The sequence below is a fragment of the Streptomyces sp. NBC_01717 genome (genome assembly GCF_036248255.1).
In the GTDB taxonomy this organism is placed as follows: Bacteria; Actinomycetota; Actinomycetes; order Streptomycetales; family Streptomycetaceae; genus Streptomyces.
Window position 1 is genome coordinate 7,929,170 of sequence record NZ_CP109178.1, and the last position, 24,506, is coordinate 7,953,675.

Annotated in this window: 15 protein-coding genes; 5 read left to right on the forward strand and 10 right to left on the reverse strand. The window is 69.0% G+C overall.

All coding sequences use genetic code 11. The features are described 5' to 3' along the window. Positions 1-65: 65 nt before the first annotated feature. A complete protein-coding gene (locus OHB49_RS35980; protein WP_329165063.1) occupies positions 66-1,037 on the reverse strand; it encodes an aldo/keto reductase in 972 nt (323 codons plus the stop codon). Positions 1,038-1,287: 250 nt separating this feature from the next. Between OHB49_RS35980 and OHB49_RS35985 the strand changes: the two genes are divergently transcribed. Next, on the forward strand, positions 1,288-3,531 hold the full coding sequence (locus OHB49_RS35985) for a serine/threonine-protein kinase (protein WP_329165064.1): 2,244 nt from the start codon (positions 1,288-1,290) through the stop codon (positions 3,529-3,531). 183 nt (positions 3,532-3,714) lie between these two features. Here OHB49_RS35985 and OHB49_RS35990 read toward each other — a convergent pair whose 3' ends face one another. From OHB49_RS35990 to OHB49_RS36010, 5 genes are all read right to left on the reverse strand, one after another. Next, positions 3,715-4,590, reverse strand: a complete 876-nt coding sequence (locus tag OHB49_RS35990) for an alpha/beta fold hydrolase (RefSeq protein WP_329166749.1) — start codon at positions 4,588-4,590, stop codon at positions 3,715-3,717. 791 nt (positions 4,591-5,381) lie between these two features. Continuing rightward, complete coding sequence (locus OHB49_RS35995; RefSeq protein WP_329166750.1) at positions 5,382-6,431, reverse strand: LacI family DNA-binding transcriptional regulator; 1,050 nt, start codon at positions 6,429-6,431, stop codon at positions 5,382-5,384. Between the two features lie 81 nt (positions 6,432-6,512). Further along, on the reverse strand, positions 6,513-8,159 hold the full coding sequence (locus OHB49_RS36000) for an extracellular solute-binding protein (RefSeq protein ID WP_329165065.1): 1,647 nt from the start codon (positions 8,157-8,159) through the stop codon (positions 6,513-6,515). A gap of 56 nt (positions 8,160-8,215) precedes the next feature. Then, the gene (locus OHB49_RS36005; protein ID WP_329165066.1) at positions 8,216-9,133 is read right to left on the reverse strand and encodes a carbohydrate ABC transporter permease; all 918 of its coding nucleotides are present in this window, start codon (positions 9,131-9,133) and stop codon (positions 8,216-8,218) included. Next, a complete protein-coding gene (locus tag OHB49_RS36010) occupies positions 9,130-9,984 on the reverse strand; it encodes an ABC transporter permease (protein WP_329165067.1) in 855 nt (284 codons plus the stop codon). The genes OHB49_RS36005 and OHB49_RS36010 overlap by 4 nt, the downstream gene beginning before the upstream one ends. 329 nt (positions 9,985-10,313) lie before the next feature. Between OHB49_RS36010 and OHB49_RS36015 the strand changes: the two genes are divergently transcribed. Further along, complete coding sequence (locus OHB49_RS36015) at positions 10,314-11,285, forward strand: hydroxyacid dehydrogenase (RefSeq protein WP_443079685.1); 972 nt, start codon at positions 10,314-10,316, stop codon at positions 11,283-11,285. Positions 11,286-11,909: 624 nt separating this feature from the next. Continuing rightward, positions 11,910-14,144: a penicillin acylase family protein gene (locus OHB49_RS36020; protein WP_329165070.1), complete on the forward strand. Its 2,235-nt coding sequence runs from the start codon at positions 11,910-11,912 to the stop codon at positions 14,142-14,144. A gap of 244 nt (positions 14,145-14,388) precedes the next feature. Here the strand turns inward: OHB49_RS36020 and OHB49_RS36025 are convergent, their stop codons facing one another. From OHB49_RS36025 to OHB49_RS36035, 3 genes are all read right to left on the reverse strand, one after another. Further along, complete coding sequence (locus OHB49_RS36025) at positions 14,389-15,351, reverse strand: alpha/beta fold hydrolase (RefSeq protein WP_329165071.1); 963 nt, start codon at positions 15,349-15,351, stop codon at positions 14,389-14,391. A gap of 276 nt (positions 15,352-15,627) precedes the next feature. Continuing rightward, the gene (locus OHB49_RS36030) at positions 15,628-17,991 is read right to left on the reverse strand and encodes a GH92 family glycosyl hydrolase (RefSeq protein WP_329165072.1); all 2,364 of its coding nucleotides are present in this window, start codon (positions 17,989-17,991) and stop codon (positions 15,628-15,630) included. A 429-nt stretch (positions 17,992-18,420) separates the two neighbouring features. After that, the gene (locus tag OHB49_RS36035) at positions 18,421-19,641 is read right to left on the reverse strand and encodes a saccharopine dehydrogenase family protein (RefSeq protein ID WP_329165074.1); all 1,221 of its coding nucleotides are present in this window, start codon (positions 19,639-19,641) and stop codon (positions 18,421-18,423) included. 137 nt (positions 19,642-19,778) lie between these two features. Here OHB49_RS36035 and OHB49_RS36040 point away from each other — a divergent pair, with 137 nt between their 5' ends. Beyond that, complete coding sequence (locus tag OHB49_RS36040; protein ID WP_030979718.1) at positions 19,779-20,492, forward strand: TetR/AcrR family transcriptional regulator; 714 nt, start codon at positions 19,779-19,781, stop codon at positions 20,490-20,492. A 166-nt stretch (positions 20,493-20,658) separates the two neighbouring features. On the opposite strand, the gene OHB49_RS36045 is transcribed toward OHB49_RS36040, so the two are convergent. Next, the gene (locus tag OHB49_RS36045) at positions 20,659-23,127 is read right to left on the reverse strand and encodes a SpoIIE family protein phosphatase (RefSeq protein WP_329165075.1); all 2,469 of its coding nucleotides are present in this window, start codon (positions 23,125-23,127) and stop codon (positions 20,659-20,661) included. Between the two features lie 645 nt (positions 23,128-23,772). Here OHB49_RS36045 and OHB49_RS36050 point away from each other — a divergent pair. Continuing rightward, positions 23,773-24,495, forward strand: coding sequence for a DUF4232 domain-containing protein (locus tag OHB49_RS36050; protein ID WP_329165076.1), 723 nt, complete (start codon positions 23,773-23,775; stop codon positions 24,493-24,495). The last annotated feature ends 11 nt before the right edge of the window (positions 24,496-24,506 follow it).

The window sequence follows — 24,506 nt, forward strand, 5'->3', positions numbered from 1 at the left end:
GCAGCGCGGGAAGGAGCGGTCCGGCCGAACGGCCGGGCCGCTCCTGTGCGTCGGGCCGGGCGGGCCTACGCGAAGCCGACGACGCCGCGCGGGCTGTAGTGCTCCTCGAGGCGCCTGCACTCGTCGTCGCTCAGCCGCAGGTCGACCGACGCGACGGCGTCGTCCAGGTGCTGCGGCTTGGTCGCACCGACGATCGGCGCGGTCACCCCCGGTTGCCGCAGCAGCCAGGCCAGCGCGACCTGGGCCCGGGTGACACCGCGCTCGTCCGCGATCGCCGCGACGGCGTCCACGATGTGCCGGTCGGTGTCCTGGTAGAGGGTCTTGCCGAACTCGTCGGTCTCGCTGCGCGCGCTGGTGGTGTCCCAGGCCCTGGTGAGCCGGCCGCGGGCCAGCGGGCTCCACGGGATGACCCCGACACCCTGGTCGGCGCACAGCGGCAGCATCTCCCGCTCCTCCTCGCGGTAGAGCAGGTTGTAGTGGTTCTGCATGCTGACGAAACGGGTCCAGCCGTGCCGCTCGGCGACGTACTGCGCCTTGGAGAACTGCCACGCGTACATCGAACTCGCCCCGATGTAGCGGGCCTTGCCCGCCTTCACCACGTCGTGCAGGGCCTCCATGGTCTCCTCGATCGGCGTCGCCGGGTCCCAGCGGTGGATCTGGTAAAGGTCGACGTAGTCGGTGCCCAGCCGGCGCAGGCTGTGGTCGATCTCGGTCATGATCGCCTTGCGGGACAGCCCGCCACCGTTGGCCTCCGGCCGCATCTGGCCGTGCACCTTGGTGGCCAGCACGATCTCGTCGCGGCGGGCGAAGTCGGCAAGCGCCCGGCCGACGATCTCCTCGCTGGTGCCGTCGGAGTAGACGTTCGCGGTGTCGAAGAAGTTGATCCCTGCCTCGACGGCCTGCCGTACGAAGGGCCGGCTGGCCTCTTCGTCCAGCGTCCAGCTGTGGTTACCGCGGTCGGCGACGCCGTAGCTCATACAACCCAGGCAGATGCGGGAGACGTCGAGACCGGTCGTGCCGAGTTTCAGATAGTCCATGGCCACCCACCCTACGTCGACGTCCGGTCGCCCTCACCGGAGGCGAGGCACCGGTCGAGCACCGCGGGCCAGGGACCGTACCCCGAGACAGGGTTGAGATGGCCGCCATCGTGTGCGGCACGGAGCAGCCCTGGGCTTCCTGTTCGTCACCCGCTTTGCTCTGCCGTACTGCTCTGCGGCTAGTTTGTGTGAGGACAGGTACGCAGGCCCGTGGTGGCAGAGGTGCACGGGGGACGGGAGGTCGGGAAGAGTGTCGCTGCGCGGAGGTGATCCAGCCGAGATCGGCGGTTATCCACTTGAGGCGCGGCTCGGCTCGGGTGGCATGGGCACGGTCTTTCTGGCCCGTACGAGTTCGGGGCGACCTGTCGCGATCAAACTGATCCACCAGCAGTTCGCGGCGGACGACGAGTTCCGCATCCGTTTCCGACAGGAGGTGGCGGCGGCGAGGCGGGTGAGCGGCGCGTTCACCGCCGCCGTGGTCGACGCTGCCCCTGAGGCCGAGCAGCCGTGGATGGCGACGACCTATATCGAGGGGCACACGCTCGCCCAGCACATCACCACGAAGGGCCCGCTGAACGGAGCGGAGCTGAGAAGGCTTGCCATCGGGCTGGCGGAGGCGCTGCGCGACATCCACCGCGTGGGGGTCGTCCACCGTGACCTGAAGCCCTCGAACGTCGTGCTCTCCCCCGAGGGTCCGCGCGTCATCGACTTCGGCATTTCGCGCGCCGTGGACCAGCAGACGCTGACGATGACAGGGCGGGTCATCGGTACGCCGCCCTTCATGTCGCCGGAGCAGTTGCAGGCGCCGCGTGGTGTGGGGCCGCGGTCCGATGTCTTCTCGCTGGGGACGCTGCTGGTGTACGCAGCGACGGGCCACGGGCCCTTCGACGCGGACAGCCCATACATGACGGCGTATCAGGTGGTGCACGAGGAGCCGTCGCTGGGTGCCGTGCCGGTGGCTCTGCGCGCGGTCGTCGAGTCGTGCCTGGACAAGGAGCCCGAGGGGCGCCCCTCGGCGGACGAACTCCTCGTGCTGCTGCGGGACCTGCCGGCCGACCTCGGCGCGACCGACGCGAACGGGGTCGGCGTGGGTCGCACCCGCGACATGATCACTCAGCATCACTTCGCGACGCGGGCCACCCCGACGCCGACTGCCCCGACCACCGCCCCGGCCGGTCCCGATACAGGGAGCACCGGCACCCCCATCGGCCGCCGTCTGCGCAGCCGATGGCGGCCTGTGCTCGCGGCCGCGGTCGCGGTGGCAGCGATCGGCGGGGGAGTCGCCGTGCTGAAGGCGGGCGGCTTCGGGGAGAACAGCGGCGGCGACAAGGGCAACAACGTTGCGGTGCCGGGTGCCGCACTTCCGGCCGGCTTCGAGCCGTGGCGCAGGACCGTGCAGGGCGGTCGCGAGGGCATCCCCGACGAGCTGCGTTGCGTCGCACGCGGCGACGCGCTGTTCTGCGGGGGCGGCGGTGTCGTCGCGATCCGTATCAGGGCCCTGGACGGCTCGCGGGTGTGGACGGCGAAGAGCCCGGGCGTTCCCGTCCAGGGCATGCACCTGGTGGGCGCCACCGACGACACGGTGCTCGGATACCGCTTCGCCGCCCAGGACGCCCCGCAGGACCCTCCCACCGAGGTGGTGGCCATCGACGCGAACAATGGCCGGGAGTTGTGGTCCGTACCGTCCGGCGGCCGGTCGACGGCCGTCACGGGTCGGACGCAGGACGCCGTGGTGGTCGGCTCCGCCGTCGTGACGGTCGACGCTTCCAACTCCCGCTTCGAGGCCCGCGACGCGCACAGCGGCAAGGTCGCCTGGACGACGTCGTTCCCCGCGGGTACGCAGTGCGCTCCCGTCCCGGTGGGCCCACAGCTCTTCGCGATGTGCGCGACGGATGCGGAGGTGCATGCCTCAGAGGTGCGCCACCCCACCCTGTACACGGTGGATCGCGCCTCGGGGACGCTGGGCAGGCCCATCGCGGTCAACGGCCCCGCCGTGCCGATGGGCGTCGCCGACGGCAGGCTCGTACTCCTTCAGGAGCACATGGAGGGAACGGCGCTGGCCGGGTACGACGGGGTGGCGCGGGTCGACCCGGCCTCGCGGAAGGTCACGTACTCCCGACTGGCCAAGACATACGCGGGGACGCCCGGCATGGCGGACGGCACCGTCTACGTGAGCGGGCAGGCCGGTCTCGTCACGGCCCTCGACCCCGCGACCGGCCGGAAGGAGTGGTCGCGGCAGACGGGCGTGGAGGGCGCGTCGGGTCCCGTGGCGGGAGCCGAAGCGCTGTATTTCAGCTCGGCCACCGGCCGGGTGGTCGCGCTGTCGCCGTCCGATGGCAAACCCTTGTGGACAACAGATCCGCAGGCCGATGGTTTCACGGGCGAGCAGGGCGCAAGCCCGCGCGTGACCGTTGCGGGGCGTGCGGTGATCGTGGCCGCGGCCAACAACACTCTCTTCGCCTTCGACGCGCAGAAGCCCCCGAAGTCGGGCTGACCCCGGCGGCACAGGCCGCCGGCCGCCTTCCTTGCCGTGCGGACACCTCAGCGGCTCACTCGGTGGCCCGCGCAGCGAGGTCGCTTCTTGTGTGCGCCGCGCCCGCAGCGCTCCTGGAGTTGGGCGTTGCTCATGCCTCGATGACGGTGCTCGTTGTCGTCGAGAAGTCGCGCCGATTCCGCACTACTGCAGAAAATTCAGCAGTTGGCGTGTGGTCTCCTCGGGTGCTTCCTCCGGGATGAAATGACCGACTGGTACCGGGCCCCCGCGAACGTCATCGGCCCACTCCCGCCATATCGCGATCGGGTCATCGTAGAGTTTCGCGACCGAACCGCGCTCGCTCCAGAGGAAGAGCATGGGGCAGGAGATCTTCCGGTTCCCGCGATCCGCCTCGTCCTGCTGGTAGTCCAAGGTCGGGGATGCGCGGAACTCCTCGCAGATGGCGTGCACCGTATCGGGGTGGCTGAATTTCTCGATGTACTCGCCGCGTACCTCGGTCGGGAAAGCGTCCTTCACCTCGGACCACGTGTTGAGCATGAAGTCGACCATGTTGGCCGGTGCCGCGTTGATGAACTGTTCCGGTGCCGGTTCCGGCGCGGCGAGGAAGGACCATTGCCAGTAGAGGAGACTGAAGTTTTTGTCGGCACGGTTGTACGCGTCGCCGACGGGAACGACGTCCATGACGGCGAGCCGGAGAACAGCATCCGGGTGATCCAGTGCAAGACGGTAGGCGCAGCGCGCCCCGCGATCGTGTCCCGCGATACTGAACTGGTCGTAGCCCAGATGTCGCATGACCTCGAGCTGGTCACGGCCGATCGCGCGCATGCTGTAGGGCTCGTGATCGGCGGTACTGGCCGGGTTGCCGCTGTCGCCGTACCCACGCAAATCGGTGGCGACGACGGTGTAGCGCTCGGCGAGGTGGGGTGCTACCCGATGCCACATCAGATGCGTTTCCGGAATACCGTGCAGAAGCAGCAGAGGCGGCCCGCTACCGCCTTTGCATCCGTGGATCGACGTACCCGCGGTAGAGATGTCGAATTCTTCGAATTGATCGAACATGGCCACGAACCCCCTCGAGACTCAAGGATCGTCCTGTCCTGTCGCAACTGGCCGTCGGAGTCAACGATGAATTCCTCTTATTACCGTTGACCAGTTCAAGTGCCCCGAGGTGTCGTCCTGTGGGCGGCACGATCACGCCCTGGTCCTCGCTCCTCCGGTCGACGCCAGCGCTCTCGGTCCTCAGCTCCGGTCCGCAACAAGCCCTAGATCGACGTGGAGTTGAATACCACTGGAGTCCACCCCGCCAGGCTACCTCGGCACACGGCGGGTGTAAACCGACAAATTGCAGGGCGGAGGCTTTTACCGCAGCATTGCCGGGCGGAGAATTTTACTGCAGCTGTGGCTCCTTGATTCCGAAGTCGATTGGTCTCCGTATCGCGAGGCGGGGGTGGTCCTGTCCGGATGGTGGGAGGAATGCGACTTCGAACTGCACGGGAGCCGGAGAGCCGGCACAAACGTAGGCGTATGTTTCGCTGTACATGGACGCGCGTATTCGGAATGCTGCCACTGATGCGCGGCCGGGGGTTTGTAGGCGAGGCAGTCGCCTTCCTCGCTCAGGTCCAGCACCCGGACGGCACCTCGGGCGACGTCGACACGAAGCGCCTGTGCCGGCATGCCGCCCGACGCGGGCGGGCTCCGGGTGTCCGGCTGCTGTCCGGGGCACGCGGTGAGCAGCAGACCGAGTGTTGCGACGGCGATGGTCGGGATGCGGCGCACGCGCATGCCTTCCTCCGGTGGGGATGGCCGGGCCATGTAGGGCGCGGTGCGCGGCCGTCGAGCAGGGGCGTACGTCAGACGCGGGGGAGCGGCCTGACGCTCTCGCGGATGACGATGTGCGTGCCCAGGACGTGCCGTTCGGGACCGGTGGCCGGCGGCCCGTCCAGCGCGAGCCGGACCGCGGTGCGGCCCAGCTCCTCGGCGGGGATGTGGACCGTGGTCAGCCGGGGGGTGACCTCGGCGGCCACCGGGTCGTCGTTGTAGCCCACGACGGAGATGTCCTCGGGCACCCGCAGCCCGCGCTCCTGGAGGGCGCGCATCGCGGCGGCCGCGCTCTCGTCGTCGCCCGCGACGACGGCCGTGAAGTCGGGCCGCCCGTCGCACGCGTCGAGGAGCCCGCGCATCACCTCGTACCCGGCGATCCGGCTGAAGTGGGTGCCGTGCAGCCGGGCCGCCGACGGCGGAAGCCCGTGGTCGGCGAGGGCCTTGAGATATCCGGCCACGCGCGCCTCGCCCGTGGTGTGCCCCGGTTCGTACCCCAGCAGGACGATTTCGCGGTGTCCGGCGCCCAGCAGGTGGCTGGTGACGGCGTGCGCGCCCGCCTCGTTGTCGTACTCGACGACGATCGCGGGCACATCGGGTGCGGGCGTGGGTCGGCCGCAGAGCACCAGACGCGAACCGGCGGCGGCGAGCGCCTGGGCGTACTGCGCCATCCGCGCCCGGTACTCCTCGTCCTCCGCGACCCCGCCGACCAGCACCACGGCCTCCGCCGCCTGCTCGCGCATCATCTGTACGACGGCGAGTTCGCGGGCCGGGTCGCCCCCGGTCGTGCACACCAGACAGAGGCGGTCGCGCTTGGCGCTCTCCTCCTCCACGCCCTGGGCGACCTTCGCATAGAACGGGCTGGTGACCTGGGAGATGAGGACGGCGACGGTCTTGCGACCGGTGCCGGCCAGAGCGCGGGCGTGCGGGTTGATCACGTAGTCGAGGTCCTTGACCGCACGCAGCACCTTCGTCCGGGCACCGGCCGAGGTCGCATGGGTGCCGGACAGGACCCGGGAGGCGGTCGCCACCGAGACCCCGGCACGCGCCGCCACATCACGGATGGTGACCCGTTCCCCCACCACTGCCCCCTCTTGTTGTTCGCCGCCCCGGGTGGCAGCACTCGCGGCTGCCACCCGGGACCATCTTGCCCTACCTGCTGGTCAGTGGGTCGACTCGAACTCCTTCACCAGTTCGTCGGATGCCTTGGCGCCGCCCTGGTTGCGCCACTTCTTGTAAATGGAGTCCCAGTCGGAGAGCTTGCTGCGGCCGGAGATGATGGCGGTGGTCCCGTCCTTGAGGAGCTGGTTGAGGGTCGCGTTGTGCTTGCTGAGGGTCTCCGAGACCAGGCCCGCACTGTCGTTGGGCTTCATCATCGGCATCACCTTCTGCTCCCAGGCGTGCACCCGCTTGGTGAGTTCGGCGTCGCCGGGCACGAACAGCACGGTGGGGGCGTCGCAGAGGTAGGCGAACGGCACATTGATCTTGTTCTCGACCAGGCCGAGCGAGGTCAGGATGGGACTGCCCGTCGCGTCGCGGGTGAAGTGGGTGCCCTCGACGCCGAAGTGCATCAGCTGGTACTCCTCGGAGCCGAATGGCGAGGCCAGCCAGTCCAGGACCCGCAGCAGCAGTTTGATGCGGTCCTTCGACGCCTTCTTGAGGTAGGTGCCACCGAAATAGCCGGTGTTCTGCTGGTAGTGGGTGGTCGCGCCGCTGACGGTGTACGGGGTGAGGACATCGAGTTCGTATGCGCCCTTGATGCCCTGCTGGGCCGGGAGCAGGGAGCCGGCGAAACCGTCCGCCATGGAGAGCAGGGTGCCGTTGTAGAAGAGGGTCTTGATGTCGACGGTGGAGGTGGAGGAGGCGTCCGGGTAGAACACCTTGTCGTTGTTCCTGGCGACCAGGTACTCCAGGGTCGCCTTGAACTCCTCGGTACCCCACATGTCGACGGCTTTGCCGTCCTTGATCTCCCAGTCGTTGGGGGCGCCGTGCCACATGGCGTGCGTCTTGTGCCCGTAGATGGTGGACATGGACGAGCCGAGCGCGAACTTCTTCGACGTCGAGGCCTCCTTCACCACGGCCGCGAAGTCCTCGGCGGACATCCCCGGCTTGTAGCCGGCCGCGTCGAAGGCGGTGCGGTTGATGAAGATGGCTTCGTTCGGCTTCGGGCGTTCGATGGGTACGCCGTAGAGCCGGCCCGCGATCCGGCCCAGGCCCTGCCAGGAGTAGGTGGGGATGTTGGCGAGGTTGGGGTACTCCTTGATCGCGTCGCCCGACAGGAAGTCGGTGAGATCGGCGCAGCGCGCCCGTACGAACTGTTCCTTGCTGGGCAGTACATGGCCGCCACCGACGTTGATGATGTCGGGCAGGTCGCCACCCGCGATGACGGTCGCCATCTTGGCGTCGAAGTCCGCGTCGGGCACGACGGTGAACTCGATCTCCACGCCGAGGGCTTCGTTCATCGCGGCCCAGTACTTGTTCTGCGAGGCGGGCTTGGGCGGAGTGCCGTAGGTGATCGTGATGACCTTGATCTTCTCGCCCTTGCCGGGCTTGTCGGCCACCGCCTTGACCAGCTTGTCGGGGTAGCGGGTGTACCCGGCCTGTACGCCGCTGGAGGACGGTGCGAGTTCGGGCGCGGGTACGGGGGCGGCGACGTAGGCGGGCCAGGGCGCCAGCTTCGTACCGGCGTTGCTGACCTGACGGTCCTTGGAGCTGGTGGAGCACGCGGTGAGTCCGGCGGGGGCGGCGATCGCGGCGCCACCGACGGCTATGGAGCGCAGCAGGGTGCGGCGCGAGAAGGAGGAGGACATGACGAGGTGGACCCTTCGAGTCGGCTCTGGGGCTGGGGTGTTGGAGAGGTGGGGGGTCAGCTCTTGATGGCGCCGGTGAGCACGCCTTTGGTGAAGTACTTCTGCAGGAAGGGGTAGACGATCAGGATGGGTACGGTCGCGATCACGAGCACTGCCATCTGCGTCGTCTGCGGCGCGGAGATCAGGCCCGCCTCGCTGGCCCCGGTGTCTGCGATCTGTGCGCCGCCGATGACATAGGTGCGCAGGACCTGCTGGAGCGGCCAGTGGTCGGAGTTCATGTAGATCGAGGCATGGAACCAGGCGTTCCAGTAGCTCACCGCATAGAAGAGGCCGACCACCGCGAGCGCGGCCTTGGACAGCGGCAGCACGATTCGCCACAGGGTCTGCCAGTCGCCCGCGCCGTCCAGGCGGGCGGCTTCGTACAGCTCTTCGGGGATCCCCTGGAAGAAGCCGCGCAGGACCACCAAATTGAAGACGTTGATGAGCACGGGGGCGATCAGTGCGGCGTAGTTGTCAAGCAGACCCATCCCCTTGACCAGGAGGAAGGCCGGGATCATGCCGGGCGGAAAGAGGAAGGTGAAGAGGATGAGTATCAGTGCCGGCTTGGCGCCGAAGACCTTGGGGCGGCTCAGTGCGTACGCGAGGAACGTCGTGCAGGCGAGCGAGAGGAGCGTCCCGAAAAGGGTGACGCCGACGCTCACCCCGAGCGCCTTGGTGACGATGCCGCCGTCGAGGATCTGCCGGTAGGCGCGGGTGGTCGGGTGCGAGGGCCAGAGTACCCAGCCTCCGTTGTCCACCACCTCCTGGTTGGAGGCGAGGCTGGTGGAGACGATCACCAGGAAGGGCATCAGGACCAGGACGAGCAGGACGGCGATGGCGACGGCCTTGCCCGCCTGGGTGACGGGCCCGGGCTTCTCCGCCCAGGCGGGACGGATGTGCCGGGCCGGGCGTGCGTGATGTGCTGCGGTGGTCACTTGTAGATCCCCTGCTCTCCGAGCCGGTGTGCGACCTTGTTGGCCGCGAAGACGAGGGCCGCGCCGACGACTCCCTTGAAGAGGCCTGCCGCGGCCGCGTAGCCGGTGTCGCCGCCGACCAGGCCCTGCCAGAAGACGAAGGTGTCGAGGATCTCCCCCGCGCCGGGTCCCACCGTGGACCGTTGCAGCAGCATCTGCTCGAAACCGACGGACAGTACGTCGCCGAGCCGCATGATCAGCAGCAGCACGATGACGGGCCTGATGGACGGCAGGGTGACGTGCCAGAAGCGGCGCCAGGGGCCGGCGCCGTCGATGGCGGCCGCTTCGTAACTCTGCTCGTCGACCTGCATCAGTGCGGCGAGGAAGATGATCGTGCCCCAGCCGGCGTCCTTCCAGACGACCTGGGCGACGACGAGCGGTTTGTATGCGTCGGGGTTGCCGATGATGTCGACCGCGTGCAGCCCGGCATCGCCCAGAACACTGTTCAACAGGCCCGTCGAACCGAGAACTTGCTGGAAGAGGGCGACGACGATGACCCAGGACAGGAAGTGCGGCAGGTAGACCACGGACTGCACGAAGCGGCGCAGCAGGTCCGAGGTGAGGCCGTGCAGCAGCAGGGCGATGGCCAGAGGTACGGGGAAGAAGAAGATCAGTTGGAGCAGGGCGATCGCCAGGGTGTTCCAGGTGGCGTGCCAGAAGTCCGGGTCACCGAACATCCGGTTGAAGTTCTCGACGCCGACCCAGGGGCTGGCCCACAGTCCGTCGAACGGCACGTACTCCTTGAACGCCACCGCGTTGCCGATGAAGGCGCCGTAGTGGAAGAGCAGGAAGTACGCCAGCCCAGGGAGCATCAGCAGCACGAGGGTCCGACTCGACTGGAAACGCTTCCACCACTGAATCTCTGAAGGTATGGGTGAGTTGGTGGGATACGCCCGCTCGATGGGTGGCTCAACCGCTCCGCCGCCGGTCCGATTCTCTGTCACCGTGGGCACGGCAACCCCTCCGTCGTGGGAACAAGGTGCGAGGAATCTAAAGCGGTTACATGAGGTGGTCAACCCATCGCGTCCTTAATCCTCTTGACCTCTTGCGAGAAATCGCTCTAACCTCCTGCACTGTTGTGGAACCGGTTACAGGAAGAGAGTGGGCATCCGTGGCCGACCGACCAACCACCGCGCTGGCCATGGGCCTTGATGTAGCCCGGGCGGTGTTCCCACCTGGGCTGCGTGAACGGCTTCGGCGCTGCGTCGATTTGGCGGACGAACCGCTGACCGGATCGCTCACCGGAACGGAGGCGGGCGCCGTCCTCGCCGATACCCAGCTCCTGATCACCGGCTGGGGCTGCCCGCCGCTCGCCGCGGACGTACTGGCCCTGGCGCCACGGCTGCAGGCGATCGTCCACTCAGCGGGATCCGTCAAGAGCCTGGTCACGGAGGCGGTGTGGGAGCGCGGTCTACTCGTCTCCTCGGCGGCGGACGCCAACGCGGGCCCCGTCGTGGACTACACCGTCGCCGTCATCACGCTCGCCTCGAAACGTGCCCTGTCCACCGCCGCGCGCTACGGCGAGGGTTGGCCTGCGTTCTCGGAGCGGGAGGGCGCGGACGGCCGGACGGTCGGCATCATCGGCGCCTCCCGTATCGGCCGTGGCGTGCTCGCCCGGCTCTCCGCTTCGGACAGCGACTACCAACTTCTGCTCACCGACCCGTACGTCACCGGGCGGGAGGCCGCATCCCTGGGAGCTGAGCTGGTCCCGCTCGACGAACTCTGCCGCCGTAGCTCGGTGGTGAGCATCCATGCCCCCCAACTCCCCGAAACACGCCATCTGATGGACGCGGCGATGCTGGCGCTCGTCCCGGACGGCGCTACTGTCGTCAACACGGCCCGCGGTAGCCTGCTCGACACCGACGCCCTGACCCGCGAGTGCGCCTCGGGCCGTCTGGACGCCTTCCTCGACGTCACCGACCCCGAGCCGCTCCCCGCCGGCCATCCTCTCCTCACGCTCCCCAACGTCCTGACCACCCCGCATCTTGCGGGTGCCCAGGGCAGCGAGGTGCGCCGCCTCGGCGTCTACGCCGTCGAGGAGGCGGAGCGCTTCGCCCGCGGGCAGCCCCTGCGCGGCGGCCTCGAGCGAGCCGACCTGACACGGCTCGCCTGAGGCCGCTCACCGGCGACGTGGAATGCGAGAGCGTTGGAGCGGAGGGGAGCGGAAGCGTGGGCCGCTGCGCCGGGGCGCCCGGAGTGCATGGGCGGCGTGGTCGCTACGTCCGCCGGTTCGGTCGATCGGACGAATCGGGATGATTCCAACCGTCAGGTGCGGCTGAGCTTCCCGGGCTGATCAAGATCGCTCACGGACCTCCTGCCGCCGATCACGCGACCCTCTTCGCCACGGACAGACCCACTCGCAACCGAGCTGACAAGTCGCAGCAGGCGAGGCTTCCGTGAGGACCACTCAGGAAGCCACCACAGTTCGAGGGAATCGACGCACCCTTGCTCCGCGATGGATGAAGGGATTCCGCTTGCGAAGGGGTGAGGCCTTGTCAGGGCTCCTCTCCCTGGGTAGGACTGTCCGCGTGGGTGATCACCGGAGCTCGCGTGTGGAGGGAGTTGGTCCGAGCGGCGTTGCAGCGGGAGGTCGCCGACACGCGATTCCGGGACCGGCTTGATGTGCCTGTCGATGCCGTGCCGGCCGGGCGGAGCGCCGCGGGTCCAGCGAGCGGACCCCCACCCACAAGATCACGTGAAGCTGCACGATCCCCCTTGAAGGAAGAAGGAGCCACTGATGAGCCATGCGCAGAACTCCGGGCTGAGCCGACGCCGCGTCCTGGGCGGAGCAGCCGGGCTGGCCGTTGCCGCGGCAGGGCTGCCGACCGGCACCGCGTTCGCGGCATCGGCGCCGACTCCGGCCGATGAGGCCCGCTGGCGCAGGCACGCTGCCCGGGTGACGATCACGCGGGACGACTGGGGCGTTCCGCACATCGTGGGCGAGACCGATGCCGACGCGGTGTTCGGGATGATGTACGCCCAGGCGGAGGACGACTTCAACCGGATCGAGCAGAACTACCTCGTCGCCCTGGGCCGTCTCGCCGAGGCCGAGGGCGAGAGCGCGATCTGGCAGGACCTGCGTCAGCGGCTGTTCCTCGACCCCGAGGCGCTGAAGAAGGAGTATGCGAAGTGCCCGGCATGGCTGCGCACGTTGATGCAGGCCTGGGCGGGCGGACTCAACTACTACCTCGCGACACATCCCGAGGTGCGTCCACGCGTGCTCGACCGGTTCGAGCCGTGGATGCCGTTGAGCTTCTCGGAGGGCAGCATCGGCGGCGACATCGAGTCGGTGCTGCTCACTCAGCTCGAAGCCTTCTACGGCGAGCGGGACGTCCCGATGACCGACGAGGAGCGCGGGCTGGTTCTGCGCGAACCCACGGGGTCGAACGGCATAGCCATCGCGCCGAGCCACACGCGGGACGGCCACGCACTGCTGCTGATCAACCCGCACACCAGCTTCTTCTTCCGTGCCGAGCAGCATGTGACGAGCGGTGAGGGGCTCAATGTCTACGGCGCTGCCACCTGGGGGCAGTTCTTCATCTACCAGGGCTTCAACGCGCACACCGGCTGGATGCACACGACGAGCGGCGTCGACAACATCGACGAGTTCGCCGAGGCGATCGTGACGAAAGCCGACGGATCCCGCTGCTACCGCTACGGCCGCGAACTGCGCCCCGTCACCACCAAGAAGATCACCTTGTCCTTCCGTACCGCGACGGGCGGGCAGCAGGAGCGCAGCTTCACCACGTTCGCCACACACCACGGCCCGATCGTGCGCGAGGCGGACGGCAGGTGGATCGCGTGCGCACTGATGAACAAGCCCGTCGAGGCGCTCAAGCAGAGCTTCCTGCGCACCACGACGCGGGACTACACGCAGTACCTGAAGGTCGCAGGACTGAAGGCGAACAGCTCGAACAACACACTCTTCGCGGACTCGAAGGGAGATGTCGCCTTCCTGATGCCGCAGTTCATGCCGGTGAGAGACGACCGGTTCGACCATCTCAAGCCCGTCGACGGCAGTGATCCGGCGACCGACTGGCGTGGACTGCACAGCCTGGACAGCATGCCGCAGGCTGTGAACCCGAAGAACGGCTGGGCGTTCAACACCAACAACTGGCCCTGGACCGCCGCCGGCGCGGACAGCCCCGACGCGGCCGACTATCCACGCTACTTCGACCGGGTCGGCGAGAACCCGCGCGGGCCGCAGGCGGTCCGGGTGCTGACCGCGCGCGACGACTTCACCCCGCAGGCACTGATCGAGGCCGCCTTCGATCCGTACCTCACCGCCTTCGCGCGGCTGGTGCCGGGGCTCGTCGCCGCCTGGGACCAACTGCCTGAACACAACGGGCAGAAGGCGAAGCTGACCGATCCGATCGGCCTGCTTCGCGACTGGGACCACCGGTGGGCCGCAGAGTCGACCGCGACGTCGGTGGCCGTGTTCTGGGGTGAGGACCTGTGGGCGCTCACGTCCCAGGCGGCGGCGGAAGCCGGGATGTCGGTATGGGACTACATGGCCGACCGCGCCACGGACGCGCAGCGGCTCGGGGCGCTCGAGACAGCGACACAGCGGCTGCGGCGGGACTTCGGCAACTGGAAGGTGCCGTGGGGGGAGATCAACCGCTACCAGCGCAACGACGGTGCGATCGTCCAGGAGTTCAGCGACGCCAAGCCGAGCATCCCCGTGCCCTTCACCTCGTCGCGATGGGGCTCCCTCGCCTCGTTCGGGGCCAAGGCCTATCCGGGAACGAAGCGTTACTACGGCACCAGCGGCAACAGTTTTGTGGCGGTGGTGGAGTTCGGGCCGCGACTGCGTGCCTGGGCGGTGACGGCGGGCGGGGTGAGCGGGCATCCCGACTCGCCGCACTTCGACGACCAGGCCGAACGCTACGCGAGCGGCGGCCTGCGGCCCGTCTACTTCTATCCCGGTGACCTCAAAGGCCATGTCGAGCGGAGGTACCGGCCCGGTAGGTGACCGGTCGCCCGGGAACGGGCGTGGTTGGGTGTGCGGTGGGCTCTGCGCAATCGGGGCTGCCTGGCATCACGGCGTTTCCCTGCACGGAGCCGTGCGGTTGTCCGCCTCAGGGGCCGTCTTCGGATGGCCCCTGAGGCGTGCAGACCGTGCTTGTAGCGGACCCCCGTCGTCAGTCCGGCAGCGGCAAAGACCCCGCCGCAGTTCTGGGCACGGCTGGCAGTTTGAGTGATCGGACAGGCCGGGCTCAGGAACTGGCCGTGAGGAACTCGATGAGCGCCGCGTTCACCTCGGCCGGGCGTTCCTGCTGTGTCCAGTGTCCGCAGCCCGCCAGCTTGAGTGGCTTGCGTCGCAGGCTGGGCATCAGGTCGGGGAGGCGCTCGATGAGTTCGGGCGTGCCGGGGAAGGCGGGAACAGGGTCGCGGTCGCCGTAGATGTACAGGGCGGGACGGGTGACGACCGAGCCTTGCCATGGAGCGGTCAGTTCCCAGTTGCGGTCGAGGTTGCGATACCAGTTGAGAGCCCCGGTGAAGCCCTTGGAGAAGCTCTCGGTGAGCGCGTCGAGATCGTCCTCGGTGAACCACTCCGGCAGTGCCTCGGGGTCCGGCATGTCCGCGAGCCAGCCCCGCTCGGGGTCGACCAGCGGCTGCTTGCCCGTGTCGGCGCCGGGAGCGTCACCGGAGGCCGAATAGAAGAATTTCCGCAACGCGGTGCGCGTGTCCTTCGCGAACTCGGCGTCGGCGACACCGGGACGGTTGAAGTAGTTCCAGTAGAAGCGGCCGCCGAACTTCTTGTCCATGGTGACCAGCGGAGGTTCCGTACCCCGGAAGGGGGGTGGCACGCTCAGGCCGGCCACCCCGAGGACCATGTCCGGTCGCAGCAGGGCGGTGTGCCAGGCGACCGGCGCGCCCCAGGCGTGCCCGACGACGTACGCCTTCTCCTCGCCCAGTGCCTGGATCAGACCGACGACGTCGCCGACCAGGTGGAGGATGCTGTACGCATCGACGGCGTCGGGACAGTCACTACGCCCGTATCCACGCTGGTCAGGAGCGACCACTCGGAAGCCGGCGTCGGCCAGGGGACCGAACTGGTGGTGCCAGGAGTGCCATGACTCCGGGAAGCCGTGCAGGAGCACCACCAGGGGGCCTGCGCCTTCCTCGGCGATGTGCAGTCGAACCCCGTTTGCGTCGACCATTCGATGCTCAACCATGTACATGAGCGTATACGTCATGACCTTTTGACAGCGTCTCCAGTGCTCGGCGGCGCCGGTCCTTGTTCTGCTCGGAGCTCGCCCCGCTCGTCTCGCCGTGAGCCGGCGCGGTGCCGTCGGGAGAGCGCATCATGGGCCATGCGGCAACCGTCAGGGCTGACGCGATGGAACACGTCGTCCTGGTCGGATGCGATGTTGGTGAAGAGGTGGAAAGCGCCATCCAAGGATTCCACCGGGGTGCGGCCCTCCTCGCGGGAGGGACCGCACCCCAAAACATCAGTCCTGGGCGGCCATGGCGGGCGGGGCGGCGTTGACACCCCAGCTCGTCGGCTTGTCGGAGAGCTTGATCCTGATCGTGCCGGAGCGGAGCAGGTCCTTGTGAGAGAGCCAGCTCTGGCGCAGCATGCCCTTGTTCGTGCCCACGGAGGACACGTACTGGAGCTTCGACGCGTTGGCGCCCGGGGCCTCGACGCTGATCTTGCGTCCGTGCTCAGGCCGGATCTCGACCTTCTCGAACATGGGCGCGGTCACTACGTAGTTGGCGGAGCCCGGCTGAGCCTCGAAGATGCCGGTCATGGCGAAGACGAGCAGCGACGAGGTGGCGCCGAGGTCGTCGTTGCCGGGCATGCCGTACACGTTGTCGGTGAAGAGCGTCCGCATCGCGCGCAGCACGGCTGAGGTCTTCCACGGTGCGCCGGTCCACGTGTACATCCACGGCGTGTGGAAGTCGGGTTCGTTGTTGGGGTTGAAGGCGAAGTTGTTGTGGTAGTCGTACGCGCCGGTCACCCATGACTCCGAAGCGGCCTTCGCAGGGTCGGTGAGCACGGTCGGCATGTCGAAGAACTTGTCGAGCCGCTGCTCGGCCTTCGCCCGGCCACCCATGAGCCCGAAGAGGGTCTGCGGGTCCTGCTGGGCGAGCCATTCGTACTGCCACGCGGTGCCCTCGTGGAACGCGCCGGCCTGGGCCGGGTCGGGGTCGCCCGCGACGGTGCCGTCCGCGTTCCTCGCGACCGGGAACCCTGAGAAGCCCTGCGACGTGACGTCGGGGTCCCAGAGCTTGGTGAAGTTGTCGCAGCGCGAGGCGAGCGTCGCGGCCTTGTCCTTGTAGCCGAGGCCGCCGGCCATCGTGGACAGAGCGCAGTCGGCGAGCGAGTACTCGAGCGTCGCCGAGCCTGCCTGGCGACTGTCGCCGTACTTGTAACCGGGCAGGTTCTGGTAGCCGACCCAGCCGTTCTCGACGTACGTCGGGTTGCCGTCACGCCCGCGGAAGATCGACTGGTCCGCGGGAACCTCATTGACGTTCTTCCAGAGCGCGTCGAAGAGCTGGCGCGAGGTGCGGTTGTCGAGCAGGCCGCGGTTGTAGATGTCGACGATCCACGGGGTGATGGGGTCACCGCTCATCACGTTGGTCTCGCCGTTGCCGAGTCCCCAGCGCGGCAGCCAGCCACCGTCCTGGTAGATGTGCAGCACGGACTTGGCCATGTCCGCCGCCTTGTCCGGGTGCAGCAGGGCCACCAGTTGGTTCTGCGAGCGGTAGGTGTCCCAGAGCGAGAACATCTGGTAGTACGTGGAATCCGCGCGGTGCACCTGATCGTCGAAGCCGCGGTAGCGGTTGTCGACATCGGACCCGATCGACGGGTGCAGCAGCGAGTGGTAGAGCGCGCTGTAGTACGTGCGCTGGTCGGCGGTGCTGCCGCCCGCCACGCGCATGCGGCTCAGCTCGTCCTGCCAGGCGTCGTGCGCGCCGGTGCGGGCCTTGTCGAACGACTTCGGCTGCTCGGCCTTGCGGTTGAGCCGCGCGCCGTCGACCGAGGTGTAGGAGAGGCCCACCGAGGTACCGACCTGGTCACCCTTTGCCGGGTCGAACGTCACCCAGGCGCCGGCGCGCTTGGCGCCGCGCGATGCTTCGCGGCGGTCCGGGGTGAGGGTGCCGTCGGTCCAGGTTCCGAAGTTCGAGAACTTCCGGTCGAACTTGGCGCTGAAGAATATTCGGTAGCGCTCCTTGCCGGTCTCCCCGCAGAAGTTGCCCCCCTGGACCCAGCCTTCCACGGTGTCGTTGCCGACCACCTCGACGTCGCCGGCGTAGGTGCTGCCGTTGCTCTCGCCGGCCTCGATGAGGACGTTCTGGGGGCCCGATCCGGCGGGGTAGGTGTAGCGGTGCTGGCCGGTCCGCTGCGTTGCGGTGAGCTCGGCCTGGATGCCGTTGTCGAACTTCACGCCGTAGTAGCCCGGCGCGCGGGTTTCGTTGTCATGACTGAACTTCGCACCGGACTGCGCCGGGTCGGACGACGTGACCGCACCGGTGGTCGGCATGAACCGGAAGTTGCCCATCGTCTGGCAGCCGACACCCGAGAGGTGCGTGTGGCTGAAGCCGAGGATGGTGTCCTGCTGGTAGTCGTAGGAAGCGTACTTGTTCAACTGCGTGTCAGGGCTCAGCTGCACCATGCCGAACGGGGCGGCGGCGCCCGGGAAGGTGGTCCCGTCACCGTTGTTGCCGATCGACGTGTCGACCAGTGTGGTGGGGTCATCGGCGAACTTCGGCCCCTGCTCCTTGGCGTTTGCGACGCCGGAGGTGGCGGAAGCCGTGGCCACAGTGGTGGCTATCAACAAGGCGGTGAACACGCGTTTCAACGCTCTCATCGCGATCCTCTCGTACGACAACGTTGTCAATCTCGAGCGTGACGATCTTTGCCCTTCCGGCACTGTTACGTCAATCCACTGTTGTCCACGGCTGGTTGGGCGTTCCGCCCGGGCCACGGCGCTCCAGCGGGCGCATTCCCCCTGGTACGAGCCGGTAGTCGTGGCATCCGCGACGGCGATTTTCACTGCTGCGGTCGTCGCGCTGACGCGGGTGAGGAGGCTGAGGGCCCGGCAGGCCCGTTGGGCTCGGCACCGTCGGAGGATGCCAGTCCCACGAGCCGTCGAAGCGCACCCTTGCAGGCGAGGAACTGCGGGTGCTCCTGGCCGACGCCGGCAGCTGGGAGCACCCCGGGAGCGGCGAGGGGATCGGCGGTCCGCCGCTCCCTCTCACCGGGAAGGAGGCCGGATCCCCCGGTGAGCCCGGCACGGTCACTGCTCCCGCATGCCCCACGGAGAGCCATACGCGCTGAGCAGGTCCAGGAAGGGGCGGGCGGGGAAGGCCTCCGGGCCGAGTACTCCCGAGCCGGTCCACGCGCCCGTGGCCAGGAGTTCGAGGGCGACGACCGGGTTGACGGCGGTCTGCCACACCACCGCCTGGGAGCCGTACTCGGCCATCGACCACTGGTTGTCGACCACGTGGTAGAGGTAGACCTCGCGCGGCGCACCGTCCTTGGTACCGCGCACCCAGGTGCCCGCGCAGGTCTTGCCGTGCATGCGCTCGCCCAGCGTCGCCGGGTCCGGCAGGCAGGCGGCCACGACATCCCGGGGTGACACACCCACCGGGCCCGCAGCACTCGGCACGGTCACCGGGTCGGTGCGGTCCAGACCCAGGAGGTGCAGCGTCCTGAGGGTCTGGATGAACTCCTCGCCCAGGCCGTACTTGAAGGTCACGCGCCGTGCGTCGATCCAACGGGGGACGAGCAGCACCTCCTCGTGCTCCACGTTCACACACTCGACCGGGCCGATGCCCTCGGGGAAGTCGAACACCTCCGGCTCGCTGAAAGGCGCGGTGGTGAACCAGCCGCGGTCCGCCTCGTAGACGACCGGCGGATTGAGGCACTCCTCGATGGTGGTCCAGATGCTGAAGGATGGCGCGAATTCGTAGCCGTCGACGGTGAGGTTCGCGCCGTCGCGGATGCCGATCTCGTCGATCTCGTCGAAGAGTTCGTCGGCTGCGTACCGCGCGAAGACATCGGACAGCCCCGGCTCCACACCCATGCCGACGAGGGCCAGCGCGCCCGCCTTCTCCCAGTCGGCGGCCTGCGCGAACTGCGTGTCGCCGAGCATGACCCCGCACTCCTCGTACGGCCGGTCGGAGTGCGGGCGCGACAGAGACATCGCCATGTCGAGGTAGGTCGCGCCGGCCGCGAGCGCCGCCTGGAAGAGCGGCATCACGAACCGCGGGTCGGTGGCATTGAGCAGGACGTCGCACCCGTGCCGCGTCAGCAGCGCCGTCACCGCCGCCTGATCGGACGCGTCGACGTGCTCGGCACGGAAGCGGCCCGCGGCACCCGCGAGGGCGGCGACCGCCGCCTCGGCCCGGCTCAGGTCGTAGTCGGCCACGACCATCTCGTCGAAGAACGTGCGCCGGGCCGCGATCCGGGTGATCGCAGTTCCCACACCGCCGGCTCCCACAAGCAGAACACGCATGACACGGACTTCCTCCCTGAAGGCGGGGCGTGACCGCGCGCACCGGAGGTGCGGGCGCCCCTGCCGGGAGATCCAACGCCGGGTGCTCGGATAAGGTCAATGGTGTTGGCATAAGGATCGGGGGCGAGGAGGCGGCGATGGCGAAAGCTGTGGTGCCCGAGGAGAAACGGCGGCGCCGCCGTCCCACCAGGAGCGGCACCGTGCTGTCCGAGCAGCTGATTCTGGAGACCGCCCTGCGGATGCTGCGTGAGCACGGCAGTGCGGGACTCACCGCCCGCCGTCTAGGCCTGGCCCTGGACGCCGACCCCAGCACCCTCTACCGGTACTTCCGCGGAATGGACGATCTGACCCTTGCCATCGGCGACGCCCTCATCGGGCAGGCCCTGCAGGGCTGGCGGCCCACGGGGGAGTGGCGGTCGGATCTGCGCGGCCTCGGGTTGCGCATCCACGCCGTGTACGTCGGGCATCCGCAGGCGGCACTCCTGACAGCGAACAGGGTCACCGGCCGGGCCCACGAGCTGGCAGCCGACGAGGCCATCCTCGACGTACTTCGCACGGCGGGGTTCCCCTTGCCGGACACGGTACGGATCTACCAGGCCTTCATCGACCAGACCCTGGCCTTCGCCGCGCTCGACGCCGCCTCGCTGGCTCTGCCACGCGAAAGTCTCAGAGCCGACGAGGACATGTGGCGCTCGACGTACGCCCGCCTGCCGCGCACCACACACCCCCGGATCGCCGAGGCGGCGCCCCTCCTGGCGACCCGCATGGTCGACAGCGCTTATCCCACCGCCCTCGAGATGCTGCTGGACGGCGCCGCAGCGCAGTGGGAGGCACTGCGCGCCCGGCGATAGAGGATCGTCCGGGGCCGTTGCGGGGCGGACCCGCCGGTGCGGCCGATCCCGAGGGCTTCCTGGCACGCTCAGGCCGCCGGCCGCGCGGCCCAACCGCTGCGCCGGAGCTTCGGGTTGAATGACGTGACGGGCCTGGTCCGCGGGTGGTCCGGATCTGGGTGGCGGATCACATCGCGTGGGGCAGGGCGAGTTCGGTCCAGATGGTCTTGCCGTTCGTGGTGTAACGGGTGCCCCAGCGTTGGGTGAGCTGGGCGACGAGGAACAGGCCGCGGCCGCCCTCGTCGTCCGCTCCGGCGCGACGCAGATGAGGAGAAGTGCTGCTGCTGTCGGAGACCTCGCAGATGAGGTTGGAGTTGCGGATCAGCCGAAGCCCGATCGGCGGGAGGCCGTAGCGGATGGCGTTGGTGACCAGTTCGCTGACGACCAGTTCGGCGATGAACGAGATCTCTTCCAGACCCCACTCGGTCAGCTTCCGCGCGGCCAGGGACCGGGCATCCATGACGACCGCCGGGTCGGCGGCCAGGTCCCAGGAGGCGACGCGGTCCGCGCCCAGGGCGTGGGTGCGGGCGAGCAGGAGCGCGACGTCGTCCGGTGGCCGCAGGGGGAGCAGGGTGGCGGCCACCTGGTCGCAGATCTGCTCGAGCGGGCGGTCGGGGTGGGACAGGCTGCGCCGCAGTGCCTGAAGTCCGACGTCGATGTCGGGGTCCCGTCCCAGGAGGAGTCCGTTGGTATAGAGGGCGAGCACGGTTCCGTCCGCGAGATCCAGCTCGGCGGTCTCGAAGGGCAGGCCGCCCAGGCCCAGCGGCGGGCCCGCGGGCAGGCGCGGGAACTCGACGGTGCCGTCGGGGTGCACCACCGCGGGCGGGTAGTGGCCGGCGGAGGCCAGCGTGCAGCGTCGCTCGACCGGGTCGTAGACCGCGTACAGGCAGGTGGTCCCGGTGACGGTACCGCCGGTCGGCGGGGAGCCGGAGGAACCGTCCTCCTCGGCGAGCCGGACCGCCAGGTCGTCGAGGTGCGTGAGCAGCTCGTCCGGGGGTACGTCGAGGTCGGCGAGGGTGTTCACGGCGGTACGCAGCCGCCCCATGGTGGCGGAGGCGTGTATGCCGTGTCCGGGGACGTCGCCGACGACCAGGGCGACTCGGGCGCCGGAGAGCGGGATGACATCGAACCAGTCGCCTCCCACGTCGCTCTCCGCGCCGGCGGGTCGGTAGTGTGCGGCGACCTCGACGGCGTGGAGCTCGGGCAGCTCGCTGGGGAGCAGTCTGCGTTGCAGGGCCAGGGAGGCGGCGCTTTCGCGGGTGTAGCGGCGGGCGTTGTCGATGCACACGGCGGCGCGGGAGGCCAGCTCCGCGGAGAGGGTGAGGTCCTCGTCGTCGAACGGGTCCGGTTGCTGCCACCGGTAGAAGCTGGCCACGCCCATCAGGACGTTCCGGGCGGCCAGCGGTACCACCATCAGGGAGTGCGCGCCGGCGGCTCGGATTCCCACGATTCGCCGGGCATCGTCCCGCAACCAGTCGGCGGTGAAGTCAAGTCTGGCGACGAGGCGGGCTTCGAGGTCGGCCATGCAACGGGCCTGCGGCGAAGAAGAGGCGAACCGGCTCAGCTCGCCGACCGCGTACGCCGCCCGGGAATGCCCGCGCCAAGTGGACCGAAATGCCGCGCGGCGCAGCGTGACGCTGTCTTCGACCGGACCCGGCCGGGGCGCCTCGCCCTGCACGACGGCGTCCAGCAGATCGACGGTGACGGTGTCGGCCAAACGGGGGACGGCCACCGCGGCCAGTTCCTGCGCGGTCCGCATGACGTCCAGGGTGGTGCCGATGCGCAGACTGGCCTCGTTGAGCAGAGCCCTCCGTTCCTGGGCCCGGTAACTGGCGGTGACGTCGATGACCGCGTGGCACAGCCCGAGGACGGCTCCGGCCGGGTCCTGGAGCCGGAAGGTACTGGTGGACCACACATGCTCGTGTTCCGGGTCGGCCACGGTGCGCCCACGGTGCACGAAATCCATGGTCGGGACGCCGGTGTCCAGGACCTGCTGCATCTGCGCCTCGATGGCCTCGGCGCTCAGCCCCGGCAGTGCCACCCCGATCCGCTTGCCCAGCCGTTCCTCCGTCGGTGTGCCGGTCATGCGCTCCAGGGCCACATTGCGCCGTACGCAGCGCAGTCCGGTATCGGTGACCAGCAGGCCGACGGGCGACTGGGAGAAGAGTCCCTCCATGACCGCCCGGTCGCCTTCCCAGCGGCGCATCTGGGCTGCCTCGACGGCCAGGACCACCCAGTGCGGCGCGGTCCCGGGGCTTTCGGGGCCGGTCGAGGGGTACGCCCACAGGACCAGCTCCAGCAGTCGGCCGTCCCCGCAGCGCACGGTCACGACGGCGGACCGTACCTCCGGTGCCCCTCGCAGTGCGCGCTGTGCCGCGGCGGCTGCGGCCGGCTCGGGCCGGGCGAGCAGTTCGGTGGCGGGACGGCCCAGGACCTGGGCCGTCGGACGGCCCAGCAGCTGTTCGGCGGCCGGGCTCCATCGGACGACGACACCTCGGGAATCCAGCACAGCGGTCGCCGCGACCTCGGCGCCGACGACCACGTCGGCGCCGACGACCGCATCACTCCCCAGGCCGTCACCGGTGTCCCGTGCCATCCGCGCCGTCCCACAGCTTCCGATCATGGCCGCAGCCCTCGTCGGCAGCGTATTCCCGATCCGATGGAAGCGCTCCGTACGGGCTGTGCCCGGAGTACACAGCCGGGGCACGCGCGGCTGCGCATCGACAGCGCTCGGCGCACCGGTCCAGCGCCGAATGATCACTGGTGGTCATGCCGCCCCCAGAGGTCGTCGGGGGTTGACCCGGCATGGGGCCGGCGGGTCGTCGGTCACCGAAACCGCCCGCCAGCCCACTGAGCGGACGGTGCACAACCCACCTCGCCGCGGAGTGCCCCACGTGCGAGCGCAGACCTCGGTCTCGGTGAGCGCGCGGCGACGTGCCTCTGCCGTGGTACGCCTGCCCTGCTGCCCTGCTGCCCTGCTGCCCTGCTGCCCTGCTGCCCTGCTGCCCTGCTGCCCTGCTGCCCTGCTGCCCTGCTGCCCTGCTGCCCTGCTGCCCTGCTGCCCTGCTGCGAGCCGCGCCGCACCCTCGCACCCTGCCCAAGTCCCGCTGCGGCGCTCAGGCTTTGACGTTTCTTTACAACCCGGTGCGGTGCCACGTCGTCTCTGTTCGCGAATCCCGGATCGGCCGGCCCGGTGTCCGCCCATGAGGCCGGCGGCCGACGTGAGGAGAGGGAGCAGGACATGCGCAAGGGACCACTCGCCGCCGGTGCGGCGGTCGCAGTCGTCGCCGTGTTCACCGTCGTCCCCGCGACGGCGGCCATGCCCGTACAAGAGGCATCCAGCACTCCGATGTGCGCGACCTCGCAGTTGACGGGTTCGCTCGGCGCCGGCGACGCCGGCGCGGGGAACCTCTACCGCTACCTGGTGCTGACCAACCACAGTTCGACAACCTGCCACCTCACCGGCTTCCCCGGTGTGTCGCTGTTGGACGCCTCCGGGCGGCAGATCGGTCCGGCCGCGACCCGCGAGCACACGTCGTACGAGCCGGTGGTACTGAAGCCTGGCGGCTCGGCCAGCGACACCATCCACACCGTCAACCACCAGGGCACCTGCCTTCCCACCTCCACCCAGGTGCGGGTCTACCCACCCGGCAACACCGCGTCGCTGGTCCTTGCCGGCGAGATCGCCAACTGCCACAGCGTGCTGAGCATCACGCCGCTCGCCGCGGGCACCGGCGGCAACCCGGCGGGTTCCTTGCCGAGCAGCGGCGGCACCGGCGGATCAGGGTCCGGCGGGCAGGTCACCGCCGTGCCCAGCGGTGCACCGGACACCGGGATGGCCGCCACCTCCCCCGACGGGGCCCATCCGGGCCGGGCCCTCGGTGCAGCAGCGGGCGGAGTGCTGGCACTCGGTGGTGCCGGGTTCGCGGTCGCGCTGCGGCGCCGGACGTGGGTCCGGGGCTGAGCTTTGATCGC